Origin of the sequence: Ascidiaceihabitans donghaensis (assembly GCF_900302465.1) — a bacterium.
Lineage (GTDB): Bacteria > Pseudomonadota > Alphaproteobacteria > Rhodobacterales > Rhodobacteraceae > Ascidiaceihabitans > Ascidiaceihabitans donghaensis.
The window spans coordinates 197,222-216,885 of the sequence record NZ_OMOR01000001.1; the positions used below are offsets into that span (position 1 = coordinate 197,222).

Annotated in this window: 21 protein-coding genes; 8 read left to right on the plus strand and 13 right to left on the minus strand. The window is 53.5% G+C overall.

Annotation, left to right across the window (positions count from 1 at the left end):
* The first annotated feature begins 32 nt into the window (after window positions 1–32).
* The 4 genes from ASD8599_RS00975 to ASD8599_RS00990 are packed head-to-tail and all read left to right on the plus strand — an operon-like array spanning window position 33 to window position 5,329.
* Window positions 33–1,151, plus strand: coding sequence for a glycosyltransferase (locus ASD8599_RS00975; protein ID WP_245926107.1), 1,119 nt, complete (start codon window positions 33–35; stop codon window positions 1,149–1,151).
* A 46-nt stretch (window positions 1,152–1,197) separates the two neighbouring features.
* Window positions 1,198–2,208 (plus strand): glycosyltransferase family 2 protein, encoded by a 1,011-nt coding sequence (locus ASD8599_RS00980; protein ID WP_108826808.1) that lies wholly within the window; start codon window positions 1,198–1,200, stop codon window positions 2,206–2,208.
* Window positions 2,205–3,902 (plus strand): DUF5927 domain-containing protein, encoded by a 1,698-nt coding sequence (locus tag ASD8599_RS00985; protein WP_108826809.1) that lies wholly within the window; start codon window positions 2,205–2,207, stop codon window positions 3,900–3,902. The genes ASD8599_RS00980 and ASD8599_RS00985 overlap by 4 nt, the downstream gene beginning before the upstream one ends.
* Before the next feature lie 2 nt (window positions 3,903–3,904).
* Window positions 3,905–5,329, plus strand: coding sequence for a sulfotransferase domain-containing protein (locus ASD8599_RS00990; protein WP_108826810.1), 1,425 nt, complete (start codon window positions 3,905–3,907; stop codon window positions 5,327–5,329).
* Here the strand turns inward: ASD8599_RS00990 and ASD8599_RS00995 are convergent.
* From ASD8599_RS00995 to ASD8599_RS01055, 13 genes are all read right to left on the minus strand, one after another.
* Complete coding sequence (locus ASD8599_RS00995; protein ID WP_108826811.1) at window positions 5,326–5,790, minus strand: PTS sugar transporter subunit IIA; 465 nt, start codon at window positions 5,788–5,790, stop codon at window positions 5,326–5,328. The two genes, ASD8599_RS00990 and ASD8599_RS00995, sit on opposite strands and share 4 nt — an antisense overlap.
* A 40-nt stretch (window positions 5,791–5,830) precedes the next feature.
* Window positions 5,831–6,394, minus strand: a complete 564-nt coding sequence (gene hpf / locus ASD8599_RS01000) for a ribosome hibernation-promoting factor, HPF/YfiA family (RefSeq protein ID WP_108826812.1) — start codon at window positions 6,392–6,394, stop codon at window positions 5,831–5,833.
* A 248-nt stretch (window positions 6,395–6,642) separates the two neighbouring features.
* Window positions 6,643–7,401, minus strand: coding sequence for an LPS export ABC transporter ATP-binding protein (gene lptB / locus ASD8599_RS01005; RefSeq protein WP_108826813.1), 759 nt, complete (start codon window positions 7,399–7,401; stop codon window positions 6,643–6,645).
* Window positions 7,401–7,910 carry a lipopolysaccharide transport periplasmic protein LptA gene (lptA, locus tag ASD8599_RS01010; RefSeq protein ID WP_108826814.1) on the minus strand — a complete coding sequence of 170 codons (510 nt, stop codon included), beginning with the start codon at window positions 7,908–7,910 and terminating at the stop codon, window positions 7,401–7,403. Before lptA ends, lptB begins: the two co-directional genes overlap by 1 nt.
* Window positions 7,907–8,500: an LPS export ABC transporter periplasmic protein LptC gene (gene lptC / locus ASD8599_RS01015; RefSeq protein WP_108826815.1), complete on the minus strand. Its 594-nt coding sequence runs from the start codon at window positions 8,498–8,500 to the stop codon at window positions 7,907–7,909. The genes lptA and lptC overlap by 4 nt, the downstream gene beginning before the upstream one ends.
* Window positions 8,501–8,506: 6 nt before the next feature.
* Window positions 8,507–9,475, minus strand: a complete 969-nt coding sequence (locus ASD8599_RS01020; protein WP_108826816.1) for a KpsF/GutQ family sugar-phosphate isomerase — start codon at window positions 9,473–9,475, stop codon at window positions 8,507–8,509.
* Window positions 9,472–10,086 carry a ribonuclease D gene (locus ASD8599_RS01025; RefSeq protein WP_108826817.1) on the minus strand — a complete coding sequence of 205 codons (615 nt, stop codon included), beginning with the start codon at window positions 10,084–10,086 and terminating at the stop codon, window positions 9,472–9,474. The genes ASD8599_RS01020 and ASD8599_RS01025 overlap by 4 nt, the downstream gene beginning before the upstream one ends.
* An 82-nt stretch (window positions 10,087–10,168) precedes the next feature.
* Window positions 10,169–10,858 (minus strand): ABC transporter ATP-binding protein, encoded by a 690-nt coding sequence (locus ASD8599_RS01030; protein ID WP_108826818.1) that lies wholly within the window; start codon window positions 10,856–10,858, stop codon window positions 10,169–10,171.
* Window positions 10,855–11,604, minus strand: coding sequence for an ABC transporter ATP-binding protein (locus ASD8599_RS01035; protein WP_108826819.1), 750 nt, complete (start codon window positions 11,602–11,604; stop codon window positions 10,855–10,857). Before ASD8599_RS01035 ends, ASD8599_RS01030 begins: the two co-directional genes overlap by 4 nt.
* Window positions 11,597–12,580, minus strand: coding sequence for a branched-chain amino acid ABC transporter permease (locus ASD8599_RS01040; protein ID WP_108826820.1), 984 nt, complete (start codon window positions 12,578–12,580; stop codon window positions 11,597–11,599). The genes ASD8599_RS01035 and ASD8599_RS01040 overlap by 8 nt, the downstream gene beginning before the upstream one ends.
* Window positions 12,577–13,497 carry a branched-chain amino acid ABC transporter permease gene (locus ASD8599_RS01045; RefSeq protein WP_108826821.1) on the minus strand — a complete coding sequence of 307 codons (921 nt, stop codon included), beginning with the start codon at window positions 13,495–13,497 and terminating at the stop codon, window positions 12,577–12,579. Before ASD8599_RS01045 ends, ASD8599_RS01040 begins: the two co-directional genes overlap by 4 nt.
* A 56-nt stretch (window positions 13,498–13,553) precedes the next feature.
* Complete coding sequence (locus ASD8599_RS01050; RefSeq protein ID WP_108826822.1) at window positions 13,554–14,699, minus strand: ABC transporter substrate-binding protein; 1,146 nt, start codon at window positions 14,697–14,699, stop codon at window positions 13,554–13,556.
* Window positions 14,700–14,848: 149 nt separating this feature from the next.
* Window positions 14,849–15,295 carry a winged helix-turn-helix transcriptional regulator gene (locus ASD8599_RS01055; RefSeq protein ID WP_108829943.1) on the minus strand — a complete coding sequence of 149 codons (447 nt, stop codon included), beginning with the start codon at window positions 15,293–15,295 and terminating at the stop codon, window positions 14,849–14,851.
* Between the two features lie 195 nt (window positions 15,296–15,490).
* Between ASD8599_RS01055 and ASD8599_RS01060 the strand changes: the two genes are divergently transcribed.
* From ASD8599_RS01060 to ASD8599_RS01075, 4 genes are all read left to right on the plus strand, one after another.
* A complete protein-coding gene (locus ASD8599_RS01060) occupies window positions 15,491–15,928 on the plus strand; it encodes a universal stress protein (RefSeq protein ID WP_108826823.1) in 438 nt (145 codons plus the stop codon).
* A 9-nt stretch (window positions 15,929–15,937) separates the two neighbouring features.
* A complete protein-coding gene (locus tag ASD8599_RS01065) occupies window positions 15,938–17,491 on the plus strand; it encodes an alanine/glycine:cation symporter family protein (RefSeq protein WP_108826824.1) in 1,554 nt (517 codons plus the stop codon).
* Between the two features lie 295 nt (window positions 17,492–17,786).
* Window positions 17,787–18,986, plus strand: coding sequence for a tyrosine-type recombinase/integrase (locus ASD8599_RS01070; protein WP_108826825.1), 1,200 nt, complete (start codon window positions 17,787–17,789; stop codon window positions 18,984–18,986).
* Window positions 18,983–19,663: a hypothetical protein gene (locus ASD8599_RS01075; RefSeq protein ID WP_108826826.1), complete on the plus strand. Its 681-nt coding sequence runs from the start codon at window positions 18,983–18,985 to the stop codon at window positions 19,661–19,663. The genes ASD8599_RS01070 and ASD8599_RS01075 overlap by 4 nt, the downstream gene beginning before the upstream one ends.
* Window position 19,664: the final 1 nt, after the last annotated feature.

Below are 19,664 nucleotides of genomic sequence, written 5' to 3' on the forward strand. Positions count from 1 at the left end.
TGGTGCGCCGCGCAGGGCGTGTTTTGACCGGCGTGGACCGTGTCGAGATGGCGTATTTGAAAGCGTTTCTGGCGGACGATGTGCCCGCCTTTGGCCTGGTGCGGACGCCATTTGGATATGTGTTGCTGGATGACATGGGGTTGCGGGCGATGTGTGGGCGGTTGAGCCATCCTTCAAAGATGGCCTCTCCGGATGTCCTTTCATTGCTATCGCGCGGCTTGACCCGAACGGAACGCAAGGCGCAAACCGAAGTGCGCCGCAACGCTTTTGCCCGCGCCCTTCCTCAAAAACTGGATCAGATGTTGGCGAAACATCTGCCGCAGGGGACACACTATTTTAACGTTGGTCATAGCAACTTGACCGATCGCGTTTTGCAAGCCGTACGTGGTTTAGGCGGTGTGACGGCTGTAATGGTTCATGATGTTATCCCGCTAGATTTTCCACAATATCAAAGGGTTGGAACAGTCGAGGTATTTCGCGAAAAGCTGATGCGTGTGCGCCAGTTCGCGGATATCGTGATTTATAACTCAGCGGACACCCAAACCCGTACCGAAGCGCAAATGGCAATTTGGGGGGATGTGCCACGCAGCATTGTTTCCCATTTGGGGACAGAACAACCCGATCCCAATCCGGATTTTATCTGCCCGAAGACCCCCTACTTTGTGACAATCGGGACAATCGAGCCCCGTAAAAATCACGCTTTTTTGCTGGATTTGTGGGAAGAACTAGGACCCGCAGCGCCTGAATTGCATATCGTCGGATCGCGTGGTTGGAACAACGATGCGGTGTTTTCCCGTTTGGATGCTTTGAATGAACACGGCCGTGTGCGGGAACGAAACGGGCTTTGCGACGCCGACATGTTGGCCCTTTTGCAAGGCGCATCAGGGTTTTTGTTTCCGTCTTTTGCCGAGGGGTTCGGCCTACCGCCAGTTGAGGCGGCAATGTTGGGCGTTCCCATTTTATCCAATGAATTAGGTGTGATCCGGGAAATCCTTGGTGATATTCCAGTTTACGCAAGCGTTTCAGACCGTTATCTGTGGTTAACGACAATAAAACAGATGGCTGGAGACGACCCCAAACGTAGAAAATTTGATCGATTTTCTCCCCCAGATTGGACGGCACATTTCAACACCGTGTTAAGTTTGATCTGATAGCGCAACGGGGCCGGAAGAATTCTGGCAGGTAAAGGGCAAAAGTTTGGGCGCTTGGCAGTCATATCGCAATAGGCTTCAGCGAAAGCGGTGGCGCATCCGTGCGTTTCGCAAGCGCCGTGAGTTGTCGCGTGTGGCGGACCGGACGACCCACATCAAATCTGACGATTTACTGTTGTTCTCGACCTTGCGGAATGAACGTGTGCGATTGCCGTATTTCCTTGATTACTATCGTGAACAGGGCATCAACCATTTCCTGATCGTGGACAATGACAGCAATGATGGCAGCACAGACTATTTGGCGCAGCAGCCTGATGTTTCTGTTTGGCACACAACATCCAGTTACAAGCGCGCGCGGTTTGGTGTCGATTGGCTAAATTGGTTGCAGTTGAAGTATGCCCATGGGCATTGGGCGCTGGTGGTCGATCCTGATGAATTTCTGGTGTACCCCTTCTGTGACACACGCCCGTTGCGGGCGCTGACGGATTGGCTGGATGCGTCCAGCATCAAATCATTCAGTGCCATGCTGCTTGATATGTATCCAAAAGGGCGTCTGGACGCGCAACCTTACTCCGAAGGTCAGGATCCGATGGAAATTGCCAGCTGGTTTGACAGCGGCAACTATACGATGTCACGCAACAAGCGCTTTGGTAATTTGTGGATACAAGGCGGGCCGCGTGCACGGGTATTTTTTCACGATGCCCCTGAAAAGGCCCCTGCGCTAAACAAGATTCCGTTGGTGAAATGGGACCGCCGTTACACTTACGTCAGCTCGACCCACATGCTTTTGCCGCGGGGATTGAACCAGGTTTATGACGAATGGGGCGGCGAAAAAGCCAGCGGCGTGCTGTTGCATGCCAAGTTCTTGGACACCTTCACCTCCAAAGCCGCCGAAGAACTGACCCGCAAGCAGCACTATGCGGCTTCGGTAGAATACAAGGCTTATGCAGATAGCCTGAAAGACGATCCAGAGCTGTGGTGCAAGTGGTCAGAAAAGTACATAAATTGGCGTCAGCTTGAAATTTTGGGGCTGATGTCCAAAGGAAACTGGGCATGAGCGTCGGCATCGTCATGCTGGTTCACACGGCATTGAACCGTGCGGAACAGGCTGCGCGGCATTGGGCTGCGGGGGGGTGCCCTGTTGTGATCCATGTCGACAAGATGGTGGATCGCAAAACATATGATGCCTTCGCAAATGCCCTGTCAGGCGTTCCGAATGTTGAATTTTCGACACGGTTCAAATGCGAATGGGGCACGTGGGGCATCGTCGCGGCGTCCCAAGCCGCATCTGAACTGATGTTATCCAAGTTCTCATTCGTGCGGCATGTCTATCTGGCGTCGGGGTCATGTTTGCCTTTGCGGCCTGTGGATGAGCTGGTCGAGTACCTTGAGGCCCGTCCGCGTACGGATTTTATTGAAAGTGCAACGACGTCGGATGTGCCTTGGACGGTTGGCGGTCTCGATGAAGAGCGATTCACTTTACGGTTCCCGTTTTCCTGGAAACGCCACCGTTTGCTGTTTGACCGCTACGTTCAAATTCAACGCAAGTTGAAGTTGAAGCGACGTGTGCCGAACGGGTTGGTGCCCCATATGGGCAGTCAATGGTGGTGTCTGACACGGCAAACCTTGTCAGCCATCCTGCAAGACCCTGATCGTGCGGAATATGATACGTATTTCAAGCAGGTGTGGATCCCCGACGAAAGCTATTTCCAAACCCTGTCGCGGCAGTATTCCACCAACATCGAAAGCCGGTCTCTGACGCTAAGCAAGTTCGATTTCCAAGGCAAACCGCATATTTTCTATGATGACCATTTGCAGCTTTTGCGCCGGTCCGACTGCTTTGTGGCCCGCAAAATCTGGCCACATGCAGATCGTCTTTACGAGGCGTTTTTGACTGATACTGCAGGTGCGATGAAGCGGACAGAACCTAATCCTGGTAAGATTGACCGTATTTTTGCCAAAGCGGTCGAGCGACGGACGCGCGGCCGTCCAGGCCTGTATATGCAAAGCCGGTTTCCGAATGAAGATTGGGAAAATGGAGTGACGGCAGCCCCGTATTCTGTGTTTCAGGGGTTTACGGAGCTTTTCGAGAATTTTGAACCGTGGTTGGCGAAAGCCACAGGGGCGCGGGTTCACGGCCATCTATTTGCCCCCGATCGTGTGTATTTTGCCGATGGTCGGGAAACCATTCACGGTGCGCTAAGCGATAGCGCTTTGGTGCGTGATAACAATCCAAGCGGATTTCTGACAAACCTGATTTGGAACACACGCGGAGAACGGCAGTGTTTTCAATTTGGACCGGCGGATACGCAAATAATCAATTGGCGGATGGCCAAAGACCATAATGCGCAGATCTCCGTGATAAGCGGCGCCTGGTCTGTGCCTTTGTTCAAATCAAATTTGAATTTTATTGATATACGTAAGCAAGCGGCTTTGCTGCAAAAGATCGAAAGCGAACACCTGGATGTTCTGCGGTCGCCATTTTCCAAAGCGCGCGTGCGGATTTGGAGCATGGCCGAGTTTATCGAAGCCCCGATGGAGCCGCTTCAGGGCATTTTGGACGAAATTGGACCGCAGCAGGCCAGACGTCTTTCGGAAGTGCCAAAGATGGTTGATTTAAGCGGCTTTGGTCAATTCCTGCAAAACTTGAAGAACCAAGGCATGCATCCGTATTTGATGGGTGATTTTCCTGTGGATCGCGGCCCTGAAGGGGCCAGTAAACCACCTCGCAAACCCTATCTGGTGCAATAAATATGCCTAAGAATTTCGATTATTTTGTTGTTTTTGCTGAGATGCGCACCGGGTCTAATTTTCTGGAGGCAAACCTGAACGCGTTTGACGGGATTGCCTGTCATGGCGAAGCGTTCAACCCGCATTTTTTGGGATACCCGAAGACACAAGAAATTCTGGGGGTTACGCAGGACACACGGGATGCAGACCCAAAGGTGCTGTTGCGTGAGGTGCGCAAAGACAAGTCTGCGCTGAATGGGTTTCGCTATTTCCATGATCACGATCCGAGGGTTCTGGATACGATCTTGAACGACGAAAAATGCGCAAAAATTGTGCTGACACGTAATCCTTTGGACAGCTACGTGTCGTGGAAAATCGCGCAAGAAACCGGACAGTGGAAGCTGACGGATGCCAAGTCTCGCAAAGATGGCAAGGCCGAATTTGACGCTGATGAATTTGATGCCCACCTGACCGCGTTGCAAGAATTTCAGGTTATGTTGCTTGGACGGCTTCAAACCAGCGGTCAGACTGCATTTTATGTCGCTTATGAAGACCTGCAAAGCGTAGAAGTTATGAACGGTTTGGCCAAGTTTCTAGGCGTACAAGAAGCGCTTGATGGTTTGGACAAAAACCTGAAAAAACAAAACCCGTCCCCCATTTCCGAGAAAGTTAAAAATTTCGATAAAATGGAACAAGCTTTAGCGGGGCTCGACCGATTCAACCTGACGCGCACACCAAACTTTGAGCCACGCCGCGGTCCGGCGATCCCAACATATGTTACTGCCGCGCATGCGCCGCTTTTGTACTTGCCAATGCGGTCCGGCCCCGAGGATCAGATTTTGGACTGGATGGCAGCCGTTGACGGGGTGTCTGGCGATCAGCTGAACACAAAGCTTAGTCAAAAAGATCTGCGCCAATGGAAACGCAAACATGGCAAACACCGCAGTTTTACTGTGCTGCGTCATCCCGTTGCGCGGGCGCACCATGCGTTCTGCACTAGAATTTTGAACACCGGGCCGCAGTGTTACGATGCCTTGCGTCAGACTTTGCGCCGGCGTTACGCTTTGCCTATTCCGGAAAACATGCCGGACGTGTCCTATGACAAAGTCGCACACCGGAAAGCTTTTGCGGCGTTTCTGGGTTTTCTGAAAGGCAACTTGGCAGGACAAACAGCGATTCGTGTAGACCAGTCTTGGTGTACCCAAGCTTTGGCTTTGCAAGGTTTTGGTGAATTTGCACTACCCGACAGGGTCATCCGTGAAGCTGATATGCAAGAAGAGTTAGCGCAGTTGGCGGCGCATGTCGGGGTCCATACGCCCCAAATACAAGATGCCCCAGCTGAAACACCTTTTGCCTTGGCAGACATTTACGATGCAGAAATAGAGGCGTTGGTTCAGAACGTGTACCAACGCGACTACATGATGTTTGGTTTTGAAAGTTGGGCTTAAGCCGCCTGTTGCTGACGGCTTTCAGACAAAATTGCGAACAATGTAGAGGCATCGGGATTGGCCCGCAATTTTGCGCAAATCGAAGGTTCGCGCAGTGTTCGCGACACCAAAGCCAAGGCTTTCAGGTGCTCTACACCTGCATTTTCAGGCGCGAACAACGCGAATGCGATATCCACAGGTTGGCGATCGACCGCCCCGAAATCGATTGGCTTGTCCAAAAGCACAAACACCCCGACAACTTCGTCAAGACCCTCAATACGGGCATGAGGCAATGCGACGCCGTGACCGACACCGGTTGGTCCCAACGCTTCACGCGCCAAGAGGCATTCCAAAACAATGCCCGGGTTCAGATCATAAGCAAAAGCCGCCAAATCACCGACGTCCGCCAGTAAGCGCTTTTTGCTAGAAGCCGACGTCAATACTTTGACGGCCTCCGGCTTTAGAAGTTTTGCAAAATCCATGTCGCTCGCACCTATTGACGCATTGCCCGTCGTGTTTAGTTTACGGGTCGATCCAGCCGATGTTTCCGTCCTCACGACGGTACACGACGTTCACCCCATCTTTGCCTTCGTTCCGGAACACCAAGACAGGGGCACCGGCCAATTCCATTTGCATCACAGCTTCGCCAACGGACAATGATGGGATGTTGGTTTCCATCTCGGCCACGATAATTGGCTGTAGTGATTCCGGTTCAGGGTCCTGTGCCCCTTCCGCTGAAGCGAGGATATAGGAGGAAGCACCGAAAAGTTCAACCGGTTCCACACGATCCTTGTGGTGATCTTTCAATCGACGCTTGTAGCGCCGCAATTGTTTTTCCATTTTGGCGCAGCAACTGTCAAAGGCCGCGTAGATTTCTGTTTCTTTGGCTTTGGCCGAGGCGGTCAGCCCCGTCGATAGGTGCACGGTCGCTTCACAGGCATATTCGTGGGCAGATTTTGAGAATATGACGTTCGCGTCGGTCGGTCGTTCAGCGTACTTCTGGACCACTTCGCCCAGTTCGGTTTTCACATGCGTTTGCAGTGCATTTCCAATGTCGATTTGTTTTCCGCTGATTTGGTACCGCATTCTATCTCCTTCAAAGTGGTTGAAACAGGTCTGGGATCGCACCGTATAAAGGTGCGGGCCAAAGATCAGTTTCGCGGGAAAGGCTGTCTTCGCATGTGTCTGAACGTTGGCCGTTGGACCAAGAAAGTTTTGTAGTCAGACAGTAACATGCGTTTTGCCATATCTGTATTGAGCCAGATCAAACGTGGTTCTGTCAATCAAAACTGCCCGCTTGACGGGTAAAATTATCTCGCATTTTCTTGAATGGATCAGGAAATGCGGAAATTTTCACCAAGATAAACGCGGCGTACATTTTCGTTGTCCACGACCTGTTCCGGCGTGCCTGACATCAAAACTTTACCGTCATGCAAAATATACGCGCGGTCTACAATTTCTAATGTTTCCCGTACGTTGTGGTCTGTGATCAACACGCCAATGCCGCGTGTTTTCAAATCGGCAACAAGCTGGCGAATGTCGCCTACCGAAATCGGATCGACACCTGCAAAGGGCTCATCCAGCAACAGATACTTGGGATTTGCGGCCAAACACCGTGCTATTTCCACGCGGCGTCTTTCACCGCCTGACAACGCCAACGCAGGTGCACGACGCAGGTGTTCGATTGAAAATTCGGACAACAAATCTTCCAGGCGCGCACGCCGTTTTGTACGGTCTGTTTCGGTTATATCCAAAATCGCGCTGATGTTGTCTTGGACAGACAGCCCACGAAAAATGCTCATTTCCTGTGGCAGGTATCCGATCCCAAGCTGGGCGCGGCGGTACATCGGCAAAGTGGTCACGTCGTGCCCGTCAACCTTCACAGACCCGCCTTCGGGCGTGACCAGCCCGGCCACCGAATAAAAGGTTGTTGTTTTCCCAGAACCGTTCGGACCCAAAAGCGCCACGACTTCTCCGCGGTTCAATTGCATTGAAAAGTCGCGGATCACTAGTTTTTTGCGATAGGATTTGCGCAGGTTTTCAATTTGCAGGCCCGTGGCACCACCTGCAACTGTCAGCTTTGGTTTCGCCATCAGTTGTTACCGGTGTTCAAGATCGTTTTGACGCGGCCTGACATTTTTGCAGTTCCGTCTTTCAAATCAACAGACATCCGCTCGGCCGTCAGTGCACTTGCGCCCTGGGTCATCAACACGCTGCCTGTCATGACGATTGTACCCGAATCAATATTGTAGTCGGCGCGTTCTGCTTCGGCTGCATCCTGCCCTGAAACCAGAGTGACGCCGCCCGTGGCTTCCAGCGATGCAATGCCTTCATTCTGGGCTTTGTAGACCACTTTCACACGCGCGGCAGACAAGCGCATTTCGCCTTGTCCAATAAGCACGTTACCCACAAAAACAGCTGTTCCAGAGGCCTGATCCACCGACAAGTTGTCAGCGGTCACTTCGACGGGCTGGCTGGTGTCTTGCCGGATTGTTCCAAAGGCGACGTTGGTGCCTTGCGCAAATGCAGGCTGAACGTTGGGGGCAATCGCGGTCAGGGCGATTGTAAAGGCAAAGGCACGCAATAAGGTCACAGCAATCATTCTCGTTTCTTTTGCGGGTCGTATATCAGTTTTACCGCGTTTGTGAAAATCAATTGGGCGGGGCCGCCGTCTTTCACTGCAGAAATTTGTAGCGATCCCGCCGTGATCTGTCCAATCGGTCCTGACCCCTGCACCTCGTCGGGCGATTTGATGTCCAACTGGCCCAGTGATGACGTGAGGCGGTTCGTGGTCACTTTGTATAAGGTGGATGTGGTGATCTTGACGTCGCCCGTCAATGTCACAGTTTGTTCCGACATGCTTAGGTCTGCTTGATTTGCGGTGATGTTCACCTTGGTGCCACCCGCAAGATCCAGTTTTGCCACGACATTTTCGGCCGTGGTTTTGCCTGCGCCTCGCCCGACTTTGTCGGCGGAAAACGAAATAAGATCACCGCTGCTGGTTGCACCGGAAAAGAACGGTCCTGTGATTTGCTGGTCACGCAAACGGTCCTGCACATCTTTTTCAGCAAAAGGAATAGAGGCCGTTGGGTCGATGTTGCGCGATAATAGAAACAGCGTCGACAAAAGCCCCAGCGCCATAAGCGGCAACAGCACTTTTAGCCATGCCACCATGCGCGAATACCAGTCCATGTGCCGTTATCCCAGTCCGACGCGCAGGCAGTCATGGATATGCAAAAGCCCGGCGGGTTGCGCTGGCTGGGCGGGATCAACGACCAGTAGGCAGGTGATTTTGCGATCTTGCATAATGCCCACCGCCTTCTCGGCCAGCGCATCGGGTGGAATCGTTGCAGGATCGTGCGTCATCACGTCCTGTGCTGTCAGCGTTGCCAACCCGTCCATGTGGCGGCTTATGTCGCCGTTCGTGATGATGCCTTTCAATGCGCCGGACGTGTCGGTGACACAGGTCACCCCAAAACCCTTTTGTCCGATCTGCCCCAGAACCTGAGACATATTCGCGTCCATTCCCACAAAAGGAATCGCATCGCCCGAATGCATCAGATCTTTGACCAGACTTAACTGTGCGCCAAGCTTACCGCCGGGGTGGAAATCGCGAAAATGTTCGGGTGTGAATGCGCGGTGTTCCATCATGGCCACAGCCACCGCATCGCCCATTGCCAGCGTCAACGTGGTCGAAGTCGTGGGCACAACGCCGGTGCCGCACGCCTCGCCCAAGGCAGGCAATTGCAGAACGATGTCGGATTGTTTGCCCAAGCTGCTGTCGGGGCGGCTGGTGATCCCGATCAGCGGAATATCAAAGCGGCGCGTGAAGGCCACAAGATTTGCCAGCTCGGGTGCTTCGCCGGAATTGGAAATGGCAATCACCGTATCGCTGCGCGTGATCATGCCCAAATCGCCGTGGCTGGCTTCGGCGGGATGTACGAATTGCGCAGGTGTGCCAGTGCTAGCCAGTGTTGCTGCAATCTTGCGGGCGATGTGCCCCGATTTGCCAATGCCCGTGACGATCACGCGCCCCTTGGTGTCCAGCAGTTTGACCACGGCCTGCGCAAAGCGTTCATCCAGGCCATCTGCCATCACGCGCAGCGCGTCAGCTTCGGCTTCGATCACGCGGCGGGCGGTGTCACGGAAAGGGGTCTGTTCGCTCATGAGTGGGCAAAGATGTCTGTATCTGGCCAGCCGATCAGGTCCAGATTGGCCCGCATTGGCAAGAAATCGAAACAGGCTTGTGCCACCTCCATACGGTCCTCGCGTACCAGTCTTTTGTTCAGTTCCTCGCGCAAGCGGTGCAGGTACAATACATCGGAGGCCGCGTAATCCATTTGCGCAGTGGTCAAAGTGTCCGCGCCCCAGTCGCTGGATTGCTGCTGCTTGGACACGTCAACGCCCAACAGTTCATGCAGCAGGTTCTTCAACCCGTGACGGTCTGTGTAGGTGCGGATCAGACGGCTGGCGATTTTTGTGCAGTACACAGGCGCCGTGACCGCACCAAAGGCGTTTTGCATCGCAGCAATGTCAAACCGTCCGAAATGAAACAGCTTCAGCACGTCGGGGTCTGTCAGCATTTTGCACAGGTTCGGGGCCTCGGTCTGGCCTTTCATGATTTGAACGATATGTGCGTTCCCGTCGCCAGACGACAGCTGCACCACGCACAGTCGGTCACGGTGTGGATGCAAGCCCATAGTTTCACAATCGATGGCAACCATTGGACCCAAGTCCAAATCATCGGGCAAGTCGGAGATATGAAGAAAATTTGTCATGCCCCGCTATAGCGTGGCTTTGCCGAAGGGAAAAGGCACCGCTTCAATTGTAAGCAAGAACAGGTATTTTCAAATGCCGGGTTCAAATGCCAAGGAATTTTTGGGTGATGGCGTTTGTGACCTCATCCATGCGTCCGGTCCATACGGAAGTGCCGCGTTCCAGAATGGTGGCGTGATCTGCGATCTGGGCCAATTCTTTTATGGATTTATCAACAACCAGCAGGGCCATGCCGGTGTCGCGTTTCAAGGTCGCAATGGCGTCCCAGATTTCCTGGCGGACCAATGGGGCCAGCCCTTCAGTGGCCTCGTCCAGAACCAAAAGGCGCGGGTTCGTCATCAGGGCGCGCCCGATTGCCAGCATCTGTTGTTCGCCCCCCGAAAGCGATCCGGCCAACTGCATGCGCCGTTCGGTCAGGCGGGGAAACAATTGCCCGACTTTTGTCGTGTCCCAAGCCCCTTTGCGTGCGGCCGCTATCAGGTTTTCTTCAACGCTTAAGTTGGTGAAGCATCTGCGTCCTTCCGGCACAAGGCCAATGCCCAATCGCGCCGCCTTATGGGACGGCACTGCCCCAAGATCATGCCCGTCGAAAACCACGCGCCCTGATCGTGCGGCCAGCATTCGGCATATCGTTTTGACGGTTGTTGATTTGCCCATACCATTGCGCCCCATCAAGGCCATTACTTCGCCTTCTGCGATATCCAGCGAAACATCGAACAAGGCTTGGGATGCGCCATAAAAGGTCGCAATGCTTTGGACGCTCAGTAGGGTCATGCCTCTTCCCCCAGATAAGCTTCGCGCACTTTCGGGTTTTGCCGGATGTCGTCGACTGTACCTGTGGCAATGATTTCGCCGTAGACCAGAACGCTGATGCGGTCGGCCAGTGCAAACACCGCATCCATGTCGTGTTCAACCAATAGGATCGGGGCCTCATGGCGCAGGGTATCAAGGAAAGCGGTCAAGGTCTGTGACCCTTCGGCACCCAACCCCGCCATTGGTTCATCCATCACAAAGGCTGTCGGTGACAACGTCAATGCAACGGCAACTTCCAATTGGCGACGTTGCCCATGGGACAATTCGGATGTGCGCGTGTCGGCGTGCGCGCTAAGACCCACGCGGTCCAGCGCTTGTTCCGCGCGGTCGCGCAGGTCTTTTTGCGACAGTGCTTTTGTGAAAAACCGAAACGGTGATGCATGTGCGCCCAAAGCCCCAAGCACGGCGTTTTGCAACACCGAGTCCTCCATCGCCAGGGCCGAGATCTGGAACGTGCGCCCCAACCCTTTGCGGGCCCGCAGCGGCGTGGATAAGGCTGTGACGTCTTCGCCGTTTAGGCGCACGCTGCCTGCGTCGGGCCGCAAACTCCCTGAGATTTGCTTGATTAGGGTCGATTTTCCCGCGCCGTTTGGACCGATAAGCGCATGTATTTCACCGGGTCGCAGGTCCAGCGTGATGTTCTTGCTGGCATGCACGGCGCCAAAGGACTTGGTGATGCCGCGCACTTCCAAAACAGGGTCAGTCATGGGATGCCTCCCGACCTGCCAGTGTGCCAATAACGCCACCGCGTGCAAACAGCACGATCAAAAGCAGAAGCACCCCAAGGTAGATATGCCAGTAGTCGGACAACCCGCCCAAGATGTGTTCTAGCAAAATAAATAGCACGGCGCCCACGACCGGACCAAACAACCGGCCGACACCACCAATGATGATAAATACCATAATTTCACCGCTGATTTGCCAGCTGAACATCGTAGGGCTGACAAAGCGGTTGAGGTCGGCAAACAGTGCCCCGGCCAGTCCGGTGATCATGCCTGAAATGACAAAGGCCATCAGACGCAATCTGTAGGGATTGATGCCAACGGTTTCGACGCGTTCGGATGATTGACGGGCGGCGTTCAGGGCAAGGCCGAAGGGCGATTTGATCAAGCGCGCGGTAAAAAACAGGGCCGCCATAAGGATGACGAACACCACACCGTAGAATTGGATGGGATCCAGTGTGTTCACCCCGGGAAAGCCGTTGCGCACGTAGATGGGTAAACCGTCTTCGCCGCCATAAGCGGGCCAACTGATGGTAAAGAAATACAGCATTTGTCCGAAGGCCAGTGTGATCATGATGAAATAAACGCCTGTGGTGCGCAGGCTCAAAGCCCCTATGGCAAGAGCCGCCAAACCGGACGTGATGATGGCAACCAGCCAGATCACGGGCATGGATTTGGTGCCTTCGATCAGGAACGGGCTTTCCATGATCGGCGCATAGCTTTGGGCATGGCTGGCGAGGATGCCCATGGCATAACCGCCTAATCCAAAGAATGCAGCGTGTCCGAAGCTGACCAGTCCGCCGATGCCTAGCGCGATGTTTAGCCCGACACCCGCCAAAGCAAGAATGGCAGCTTTGGTGGTGAGGGTGATTATGAAGGGTTCGTCTGCGACCCACGCCCAAAGCGGCACAAGAAACAGTCCCAGCACCATGACTGCGTTTAATATGGTTTCACGCTTCATGTGCGCGCCCCGAACAGACCGGTTGGTTTTGCGATTAAAACGCAAGCCATGAGAATGTAGATCAGCATTGATGCCAGCGCCGATCCGATGGATGAGGCGGCGGCATTGTCCATAAAGGTTTTGAACAGTTCAGGCAGCAAGACGCCACCCAATGTATCGGTGAGCCCAACCAGAATTGCACCGACAAGCGCCCCTTTGATCGACCCGATGCCGCCGATGACAATAACCACAAAAGCAAGAATCAGAACCGGTTCGCCCATGCCAACTTGAACCGATTGAATTGCTCCAACAAGCGCACCTGCAAGTCCGGCAAGGGCTGCGCCTAAGGCAAAAACGATGGTGTAAAGCTTTGAGATATCGACGCCCAGCGCGGCAATCATCTCGCGGTCATTTTCGCCGGCACGAATTTGGATGCCAAGCCGTGTGCGCGAGATCAACAAAAACAGACCGCCCGCAATAGCCAAGCCAATGGCAATCAATGTCAGGCGGTATAGCGGATACTGGATGCCGCCGGGCAGGGTGACGGGGCCTGCAAGGTAGTCGGGGATGTTCAGGAACAGAGGGAAGGAGCCAAAAATCCAGCGTGTGCCTTCGGAAAAGATCAGGATCAGCGCGAAGGTGGCAAGGACCTGATCAAGGTGGTCACGATCATACAGGCGGCGGATCACCAGCATTTCCACCAAAGCCCCAGCCGCGGCAGCAGCCGCAAGGGCCGCGACCAGCGCAAGCACAAAAGACCCGGTCAATCCGGCAACCGCTGCCGCCGCGAACGCGCCGACCATGTATAGCGACCCGTGTGCCAGATTGATCAGCCCCATGACACCAAAAACCAGCGTCAAACCAGCGGCCATAACAAACAGCATCACACCCAGCTGCAAGCCGTTCAGCACCTGTTCGGCGAAAAGGATAAAAGACATGTGGAACAGGTCCTAAAGTGGTCCCCGGGCGCTATGAGTGTGCCCGGGGGATGCCATTAGTTTGCGCAGTCAGATGCGTAAACGTCTTGGTGGCTTTCCAGTGCGGTGCCGATGATCTTGTTGGTAAACACGTCACCTTCCTGGATCACTTCACGGACGTAGATGTTTTGGATTGGGTGGTTGTTGTTCCCAAATGCAAAATCCCCGCGTGTGCTGGCAAAGTCGGCGGCCTTCAGCGCTGCGCGAAACGCGTCGGCGTCTCTCACATCGGCTTTGGCGGCGGCAGAAATCAGCAGGTTTGCCGTGTCAAACCCTTGGCTGGCATAAAGCGATGGAAGACGACCGTATTCTGCGGAAAACGTCTCTACGAAGGCCTTGTTGGCAGCGTTGTCGATGTCTTTGTTCCACTGGGATGTGTTCACAACACCCAAAGCGGCGGCGCCTACGGCTTGCAAGATTCCTTGGTCAAAGCTGAAGGCGGGGCCAACAACAGGCAAGTCGATGCCGCTGTCTGCGTATTGCTTCAGGAAAGAAATACCCATGCCGCCGGGCAGGAAGAAAAACACAGAATCAGCCCCGGAGGCACGGATTTGTGCAATTTCAGCGGCGTAATCTGTTTGACCCAGTTTGGTAAACAACTCGCCCGCCAGTTCCCCACCATACTGGCGTTTGTAGCCGGTCAGCGCGTCTTTGCCCGCAGGATAGTTTGGCGCAAGAATAAAGGATTTCTTGTAGCCCGCCGTGTTGGCATAGGCACCCGCAGCTTCGTGCAGGTTGTCGTTTTGCCATGCGACGTTGAAATAGTTCGGATGGCACCCTTTGCCCGCCAGTGCGGATGGGCCGGCATTTGGTGACAGGTAGAATTTTCCTTGTGCGGTGGCTGATGGCACAACAGCCATAGCAAGGTTTGACCAGATGATGCCTGTCATAACATCAACTTTTTCAGACTGGATCATTTTGTCAGCCAGTTGGACAGCAATGTCGGGCTTGCGTTGGTCGTCTTCGATGACAACTTCGATGCCTGTGTCACCTGCTTGTTTCATTGCGAGCATAAAGCCGTCACGGACATCGATGCCCAGACCGGCGCCGCCGCCTGACAAGGTCGTGATCATGCCGACCTTCAGTTTTGCGTGACCATCGGCCAAGCCCACAGACGCGGTCGCTGCCATGCACGCAGCCAATACGAGGGATTTCAGTTTCATGGTGTTTCTCCTTGTTGGATCCCGCTGTCATGACGTGTTCATGCAGCGGGTTGGTGTCGCCTTTTTGTGCAGCGATTCATAATTGTTCACAAACTTAGGCATAATTTACTTTAAGATTAAAGCATTCTTTGTGTGATCGTCCCAAACCATCATCGCACGACTTCCATCACCGCAAAGGAATTGGTCTGTAAAATTCCGGGCAGCTTGTTGATTTTGTCGCCCAAAACTTCCCGAAAGTGCACGATGTCACGCGTGCGTACAGTCAGCAGGTAATCAAAAGATCCGGCCAACATCAGACAGCTTTCGATCTCCGGAACCAATCCGACAGCCGCGTTGAACGCATCAAGCGAATTGTCACCCCCGGTGGCGGTCAGCGACACCTGAACGACGGTCAGATGTCCAAGCCCCAGTTTCTCCATGTTCAGGGACGCGCGGTAGCCGTTGATGTAGCCGGACCGTTCCAGCCGTTTGACCCGTTCCGAACACGGTGTGTTGGTCAGGTTTACACGTGTGGAAAGCTCGACAATGGACAGCCGCCCATCCTTTTCAAGCTCTTTCAGAATCCGATGATCGATCGCATCTATTTCCCTACTCAATAGCAAAATTCCCTGCAAATAGCGTCTCTTTTGACAATAACACCCGCCATATTCCCAAAAAAAGCGCCAATGGCTAGTGATAATCACTAATATTGAAGGCAGGACTTAGAGACAACGTCAAGTTGATTCTCATGGGTCCGCAAGGGGGAAGGACGTGCTTTCCACTTTGTAAATTCAACCAACACGGAGGATAAAATGACAGTCAAAATAGTCATTGGACTTGACGGGACAGACACCGGAGAACGTGCGCTTGCGTTTGCGAAAGACCTGGCGTCAAAGATCGACAAATGTGAACTGATTGCCGTTTACGTCATCGAATGGTCCCCATTCACATTCCAAACAGCCGAAGAAAACGAAAAACGCCACCAGCGCCGCGAAGAAGAGGTCGCAATGGCGACATCCCGTATCGTGGACCCTGCTGTTACGGCTCTTTCGGATGCGGGTTTTGTCGCGACGGGTCTTGTGCGTCATGGCGACGTTGCAGAAACGTTGAACCGGCTGACCGTCGAACATGGCGGATCGCAAATCATCGTGGGTCGCGCGTCATCTGACGGTTTTGCCAAGCGTATCTTCGGCAGCTCAACCCAGAACCTTGTAATGCACGCCGACGTGCCTGTCACAGTTGTCGGATAGGGGGACATCATGAAAAATTCTGCGAAGTTTATGGGTCTTACAGGGACCTTTTCTGCATTGGCCACGTCTTCATTGGCGCAAGAGGCCGTATCGCTTGATCAAAAAGTGAACGACATCTTTGCTGCATCCACCGGCTGGTTTGTGAATTTCATCTTTATGGCGTTGCCGGGCACGAATTTCCCGTGGATCGTTATGTGGCTTGTCGTCGCCGCATCTATTTTTACTTTGTATTTCGGTTTTGTTCAGTTTCGTTTCTTCAAGCACGCGATCCAATTGGTCAAAGGGGATTATTCTGATCCCAATGACGCAGGCGAAGTTAGCCACTTTCAAGCACTGGCAACGGCGCTGTCAGGCACCGTTGGTTTGGGTAACATCGCAGGTGTTGCTGTAGCGGTCGGTATCGGTGGTCCGGGTGCCACATTCTGGATGATCCTTGCGGGCCTATTGGGCATGGCATCGAAGTTCACGGAATGTACGTTGGGTGTTAAATATCGCAACGAATATGCAGACGGTTCCGTTTCGGGGGGGCCAATGTACTACATCTCCAAGGGCTTCACAGAGCTGGGTCTGCCGGGTGGCAAAATCCTTGCCGTGCTGTTTTCGGTGTTCTGTATCCTTGGCGCTCTTGGCGGTGGCAATATGTTCCAAGCCAATCAGGCGCATGCGCAGATTTCGGGTATTGTAGGTGACTATCCAGGATGGATCACAGGCATTATCTTTGCGGGCGTCGTGTTTGCAGTGATCGTGGGCGGTATCAAATCCATCGCTAATGTTACTGAGAAAGTCGTGCCGTTGATGGGTATTCTATATGTCGGTGCTGCGGCGATTATCCTGATTGTGAACTACGACATGATCGGGTGGGCCTTTGGGCAGATCTTCGCGGGTGCCTTCACAGGGCTTGGTGTTGCAGGTGGTATGGTTGGCGCTTTGATCCAAGGCTTTAAGCGGGCTGCGTTTTCGAACGAGGCAGGCGTTGGGTCAGCGGCGATTGCGCACTCAGCGGTGAAAACCAAAGAACCCATCACCGAAGGCTTTGTGTCTTTGCTTGAGCCATTGATCGACACCGTTGTGATCTGCACCATGACCGCTTTGGTTATCGTGATCTCGCAGCAGCTGATTATTGACCCGGCAACAGGCAACTACATGCTGAATGAAGCAGGCACAGCCATTGCAACAATCGATGGCAATTCTGGCGTATCGTTGACATCAGCGGCATTCGCGTCGGGCATCAGCTGGTTCCCATATGTTCTGGCTGTCGCCGTTGTGTTGTTTGCGTTCTCGACGATGATTTCCTGGAGCTACTATGGTCTCAAGGCTTGGACATATTTGTTTGGCGAAGGCAAAACATCAGAACTGGTGTTCAAGGTTATCTTCTGCGTCTTCATCGTTATTGGTGCAGCAGCATCCCTTGGCCCTGTCATCGACTTCTCGGATGCGGCGATCTTTGCGATGGCTGTGGTCAACATCTTCTGCCTCTACTTCTTGATGAAGCTGGTGAAGACCGAACTGGCGTCTTATGCGTCCCGTTTGGACAGCGGTGAAATCAAGAAATTCCACCACTAAAAACAACATACCCCGCCGCACATACACTGTGGCGGGGTTTTCAACTTTGAACAGGCACTGTCTGGGATTTGCGGCTCGACGGATTTCTCCGCGATGCCAAGCCAGCGATCATCACTTTTCGGGGAATTTTGGGAAATTGGTGCCCAGAAGAGGCATTGAAGTCCTATATTTAGGGGTTTCACGGTACACCACTGAATCAGTCAATCGCATGTTTTATATAGTTTTCTTGTCCTAGGGTGTTCCATGGGGCATCACACCATACTATATGTTGAGGGTGGACCAGAGGGTGGACTGTATGACTAGGGCATTGAACAAGCTATCGGCGCAAGGGGTGAAGTCTTTGGAGGCTGGCAAACACTCGGATGGCGGCGGACTTTGGATATTCAAGAATGATGGCGGCGGCGGCAAGTGGGTGTTGCGGGTGCATGTGCATGGGCGGCGGCGCGAAATGGGGCTGGGCGCTTATCCCCGCGTATCGCTTAGAGAGGCGCGGATGGAGGCGGAAAAGTGGCGCAGGGTATCCCAACAGGGCAAAGACCCGATCAAGCAACGTCAAGCCGCCCAGCGCGATGCAGAGCGCAACATGCACCTGTTGTCCGATATCGCCCATGATGCCTTTGAAAGCCGGAAAGCTGAATTGAAAGGCGATGGTAAGGCGGGGCGGTGGTTTTCCCCTTTGGAACTGCACATCTTGCCAAAGCTGGGCAAGCTGCCAGTGTCCGAGATTGATCAACGCGACATCCGCGATACGCTGGCCCCAATCTGGCACGACAAAGCAGAGACTGCACGCAAGGCGATGAATCGTCTGGGCATATGTATCAAACACGCGGCGGCGCTGGGCCTTGATGTGGATATCCAAGCGACAGAGAAGGCCAAGGCGCTTCTAGGCAAGCAACGTCACAAAGCAGTTCACGTCCCTGCGCTGAACTGGCGCGATGTTCCTGCCTTCTATCAATCGATGAATGAAGGGACCGTGACCGAACTGGCGTTGCGCTTGCTTATCGTTACGGCGGTGCGGTCTGCCCCGTTGCGATTTCTGCATTTGGATCAAATCGAAGGTGACGTCTGGACCATCCCTGCGGAGGCCATGAAAGGCCGTAAGGACGCGACCAGTGATTTCAGGGTGCCATTGTCGTCGGAGGCTTTGGCGGTGATCGAACAAGCCAAACCCTTTGCGCGTGACGGGTTCCTGTTCGCAGGGGTGCGGCGCGGAGTCATTTCGGATGCCACGATGTCGAAATACATGGATCGGCGCGACATGGCGGAACGGCCCCATGGGTTCCGGTCCTCTTTCCGCGATTGGGTGGCAGAGGCCACAAACACGCCGCGTGACGTTGCAGAAACCTGTCTGGGTCATGTGTCAGGCGGGGCGGTGGAGTTAGCTTATCGTCGCACGGACTATCTGGAGCAACGGCGGGCCTTGATGGAATGGTGGGCACGCTGCTTAACACTTCAGGACATTGCCGCTGTTGCAATGTTCGGAGCGTCAAAGTGATTTTCCCTGTCGGATATACCCCGCTTTCTGAAATTGCAGATCAGTGCATAGCTGACAACAGGAAGATGCATGAAGTACAAGCACCGTTTGATAGTAGTGTTCCCAGCTCAAGCCACAGAGAATGGGTAAATTGGATAGACCACGCAAGCTATTCTGAGGGAGTCCAAACGGCTTGGGGGTTTTGTGATCAAGATGAGGCTCTACCTTTTACGATGTTGACGAATGGCACTGTTGTGAGAATTTCTCACCATTTGCTGAGGAATTGGGGCGTTGATCCCATCGGAACCTTTGTTGATGTCACAGTTGGTACGCTTGGTTCTGGGTCTGGGCACTACGATTGGAAATCCTTTGCGGAGGCGGATGAAGCGGTGGACACAGATGTCTTAGAGAGATTTGTTGGTCCATTTATGAACCTGCCCGTCATCTACACAGACAAAGTCGCTCACAATTTTTTCAACTTACTCGGAAAGTGGGAAGGTTCCCCTAGCGCACCAAACCATCGACAAACCGCGCAAGCTATTGTTGATGCATTTGACGACGACAATAGGATGACTAAACGGGAAGCTAGAAAGCGATTTGCTACGGACATGAAGCAAGCGGAATTTCTGGCTACATGGGAAATGGCTGTCAAAATTAGGCCTGAGCTTTCAAAACCGGGGCCACGAAAAGCAATCTAAT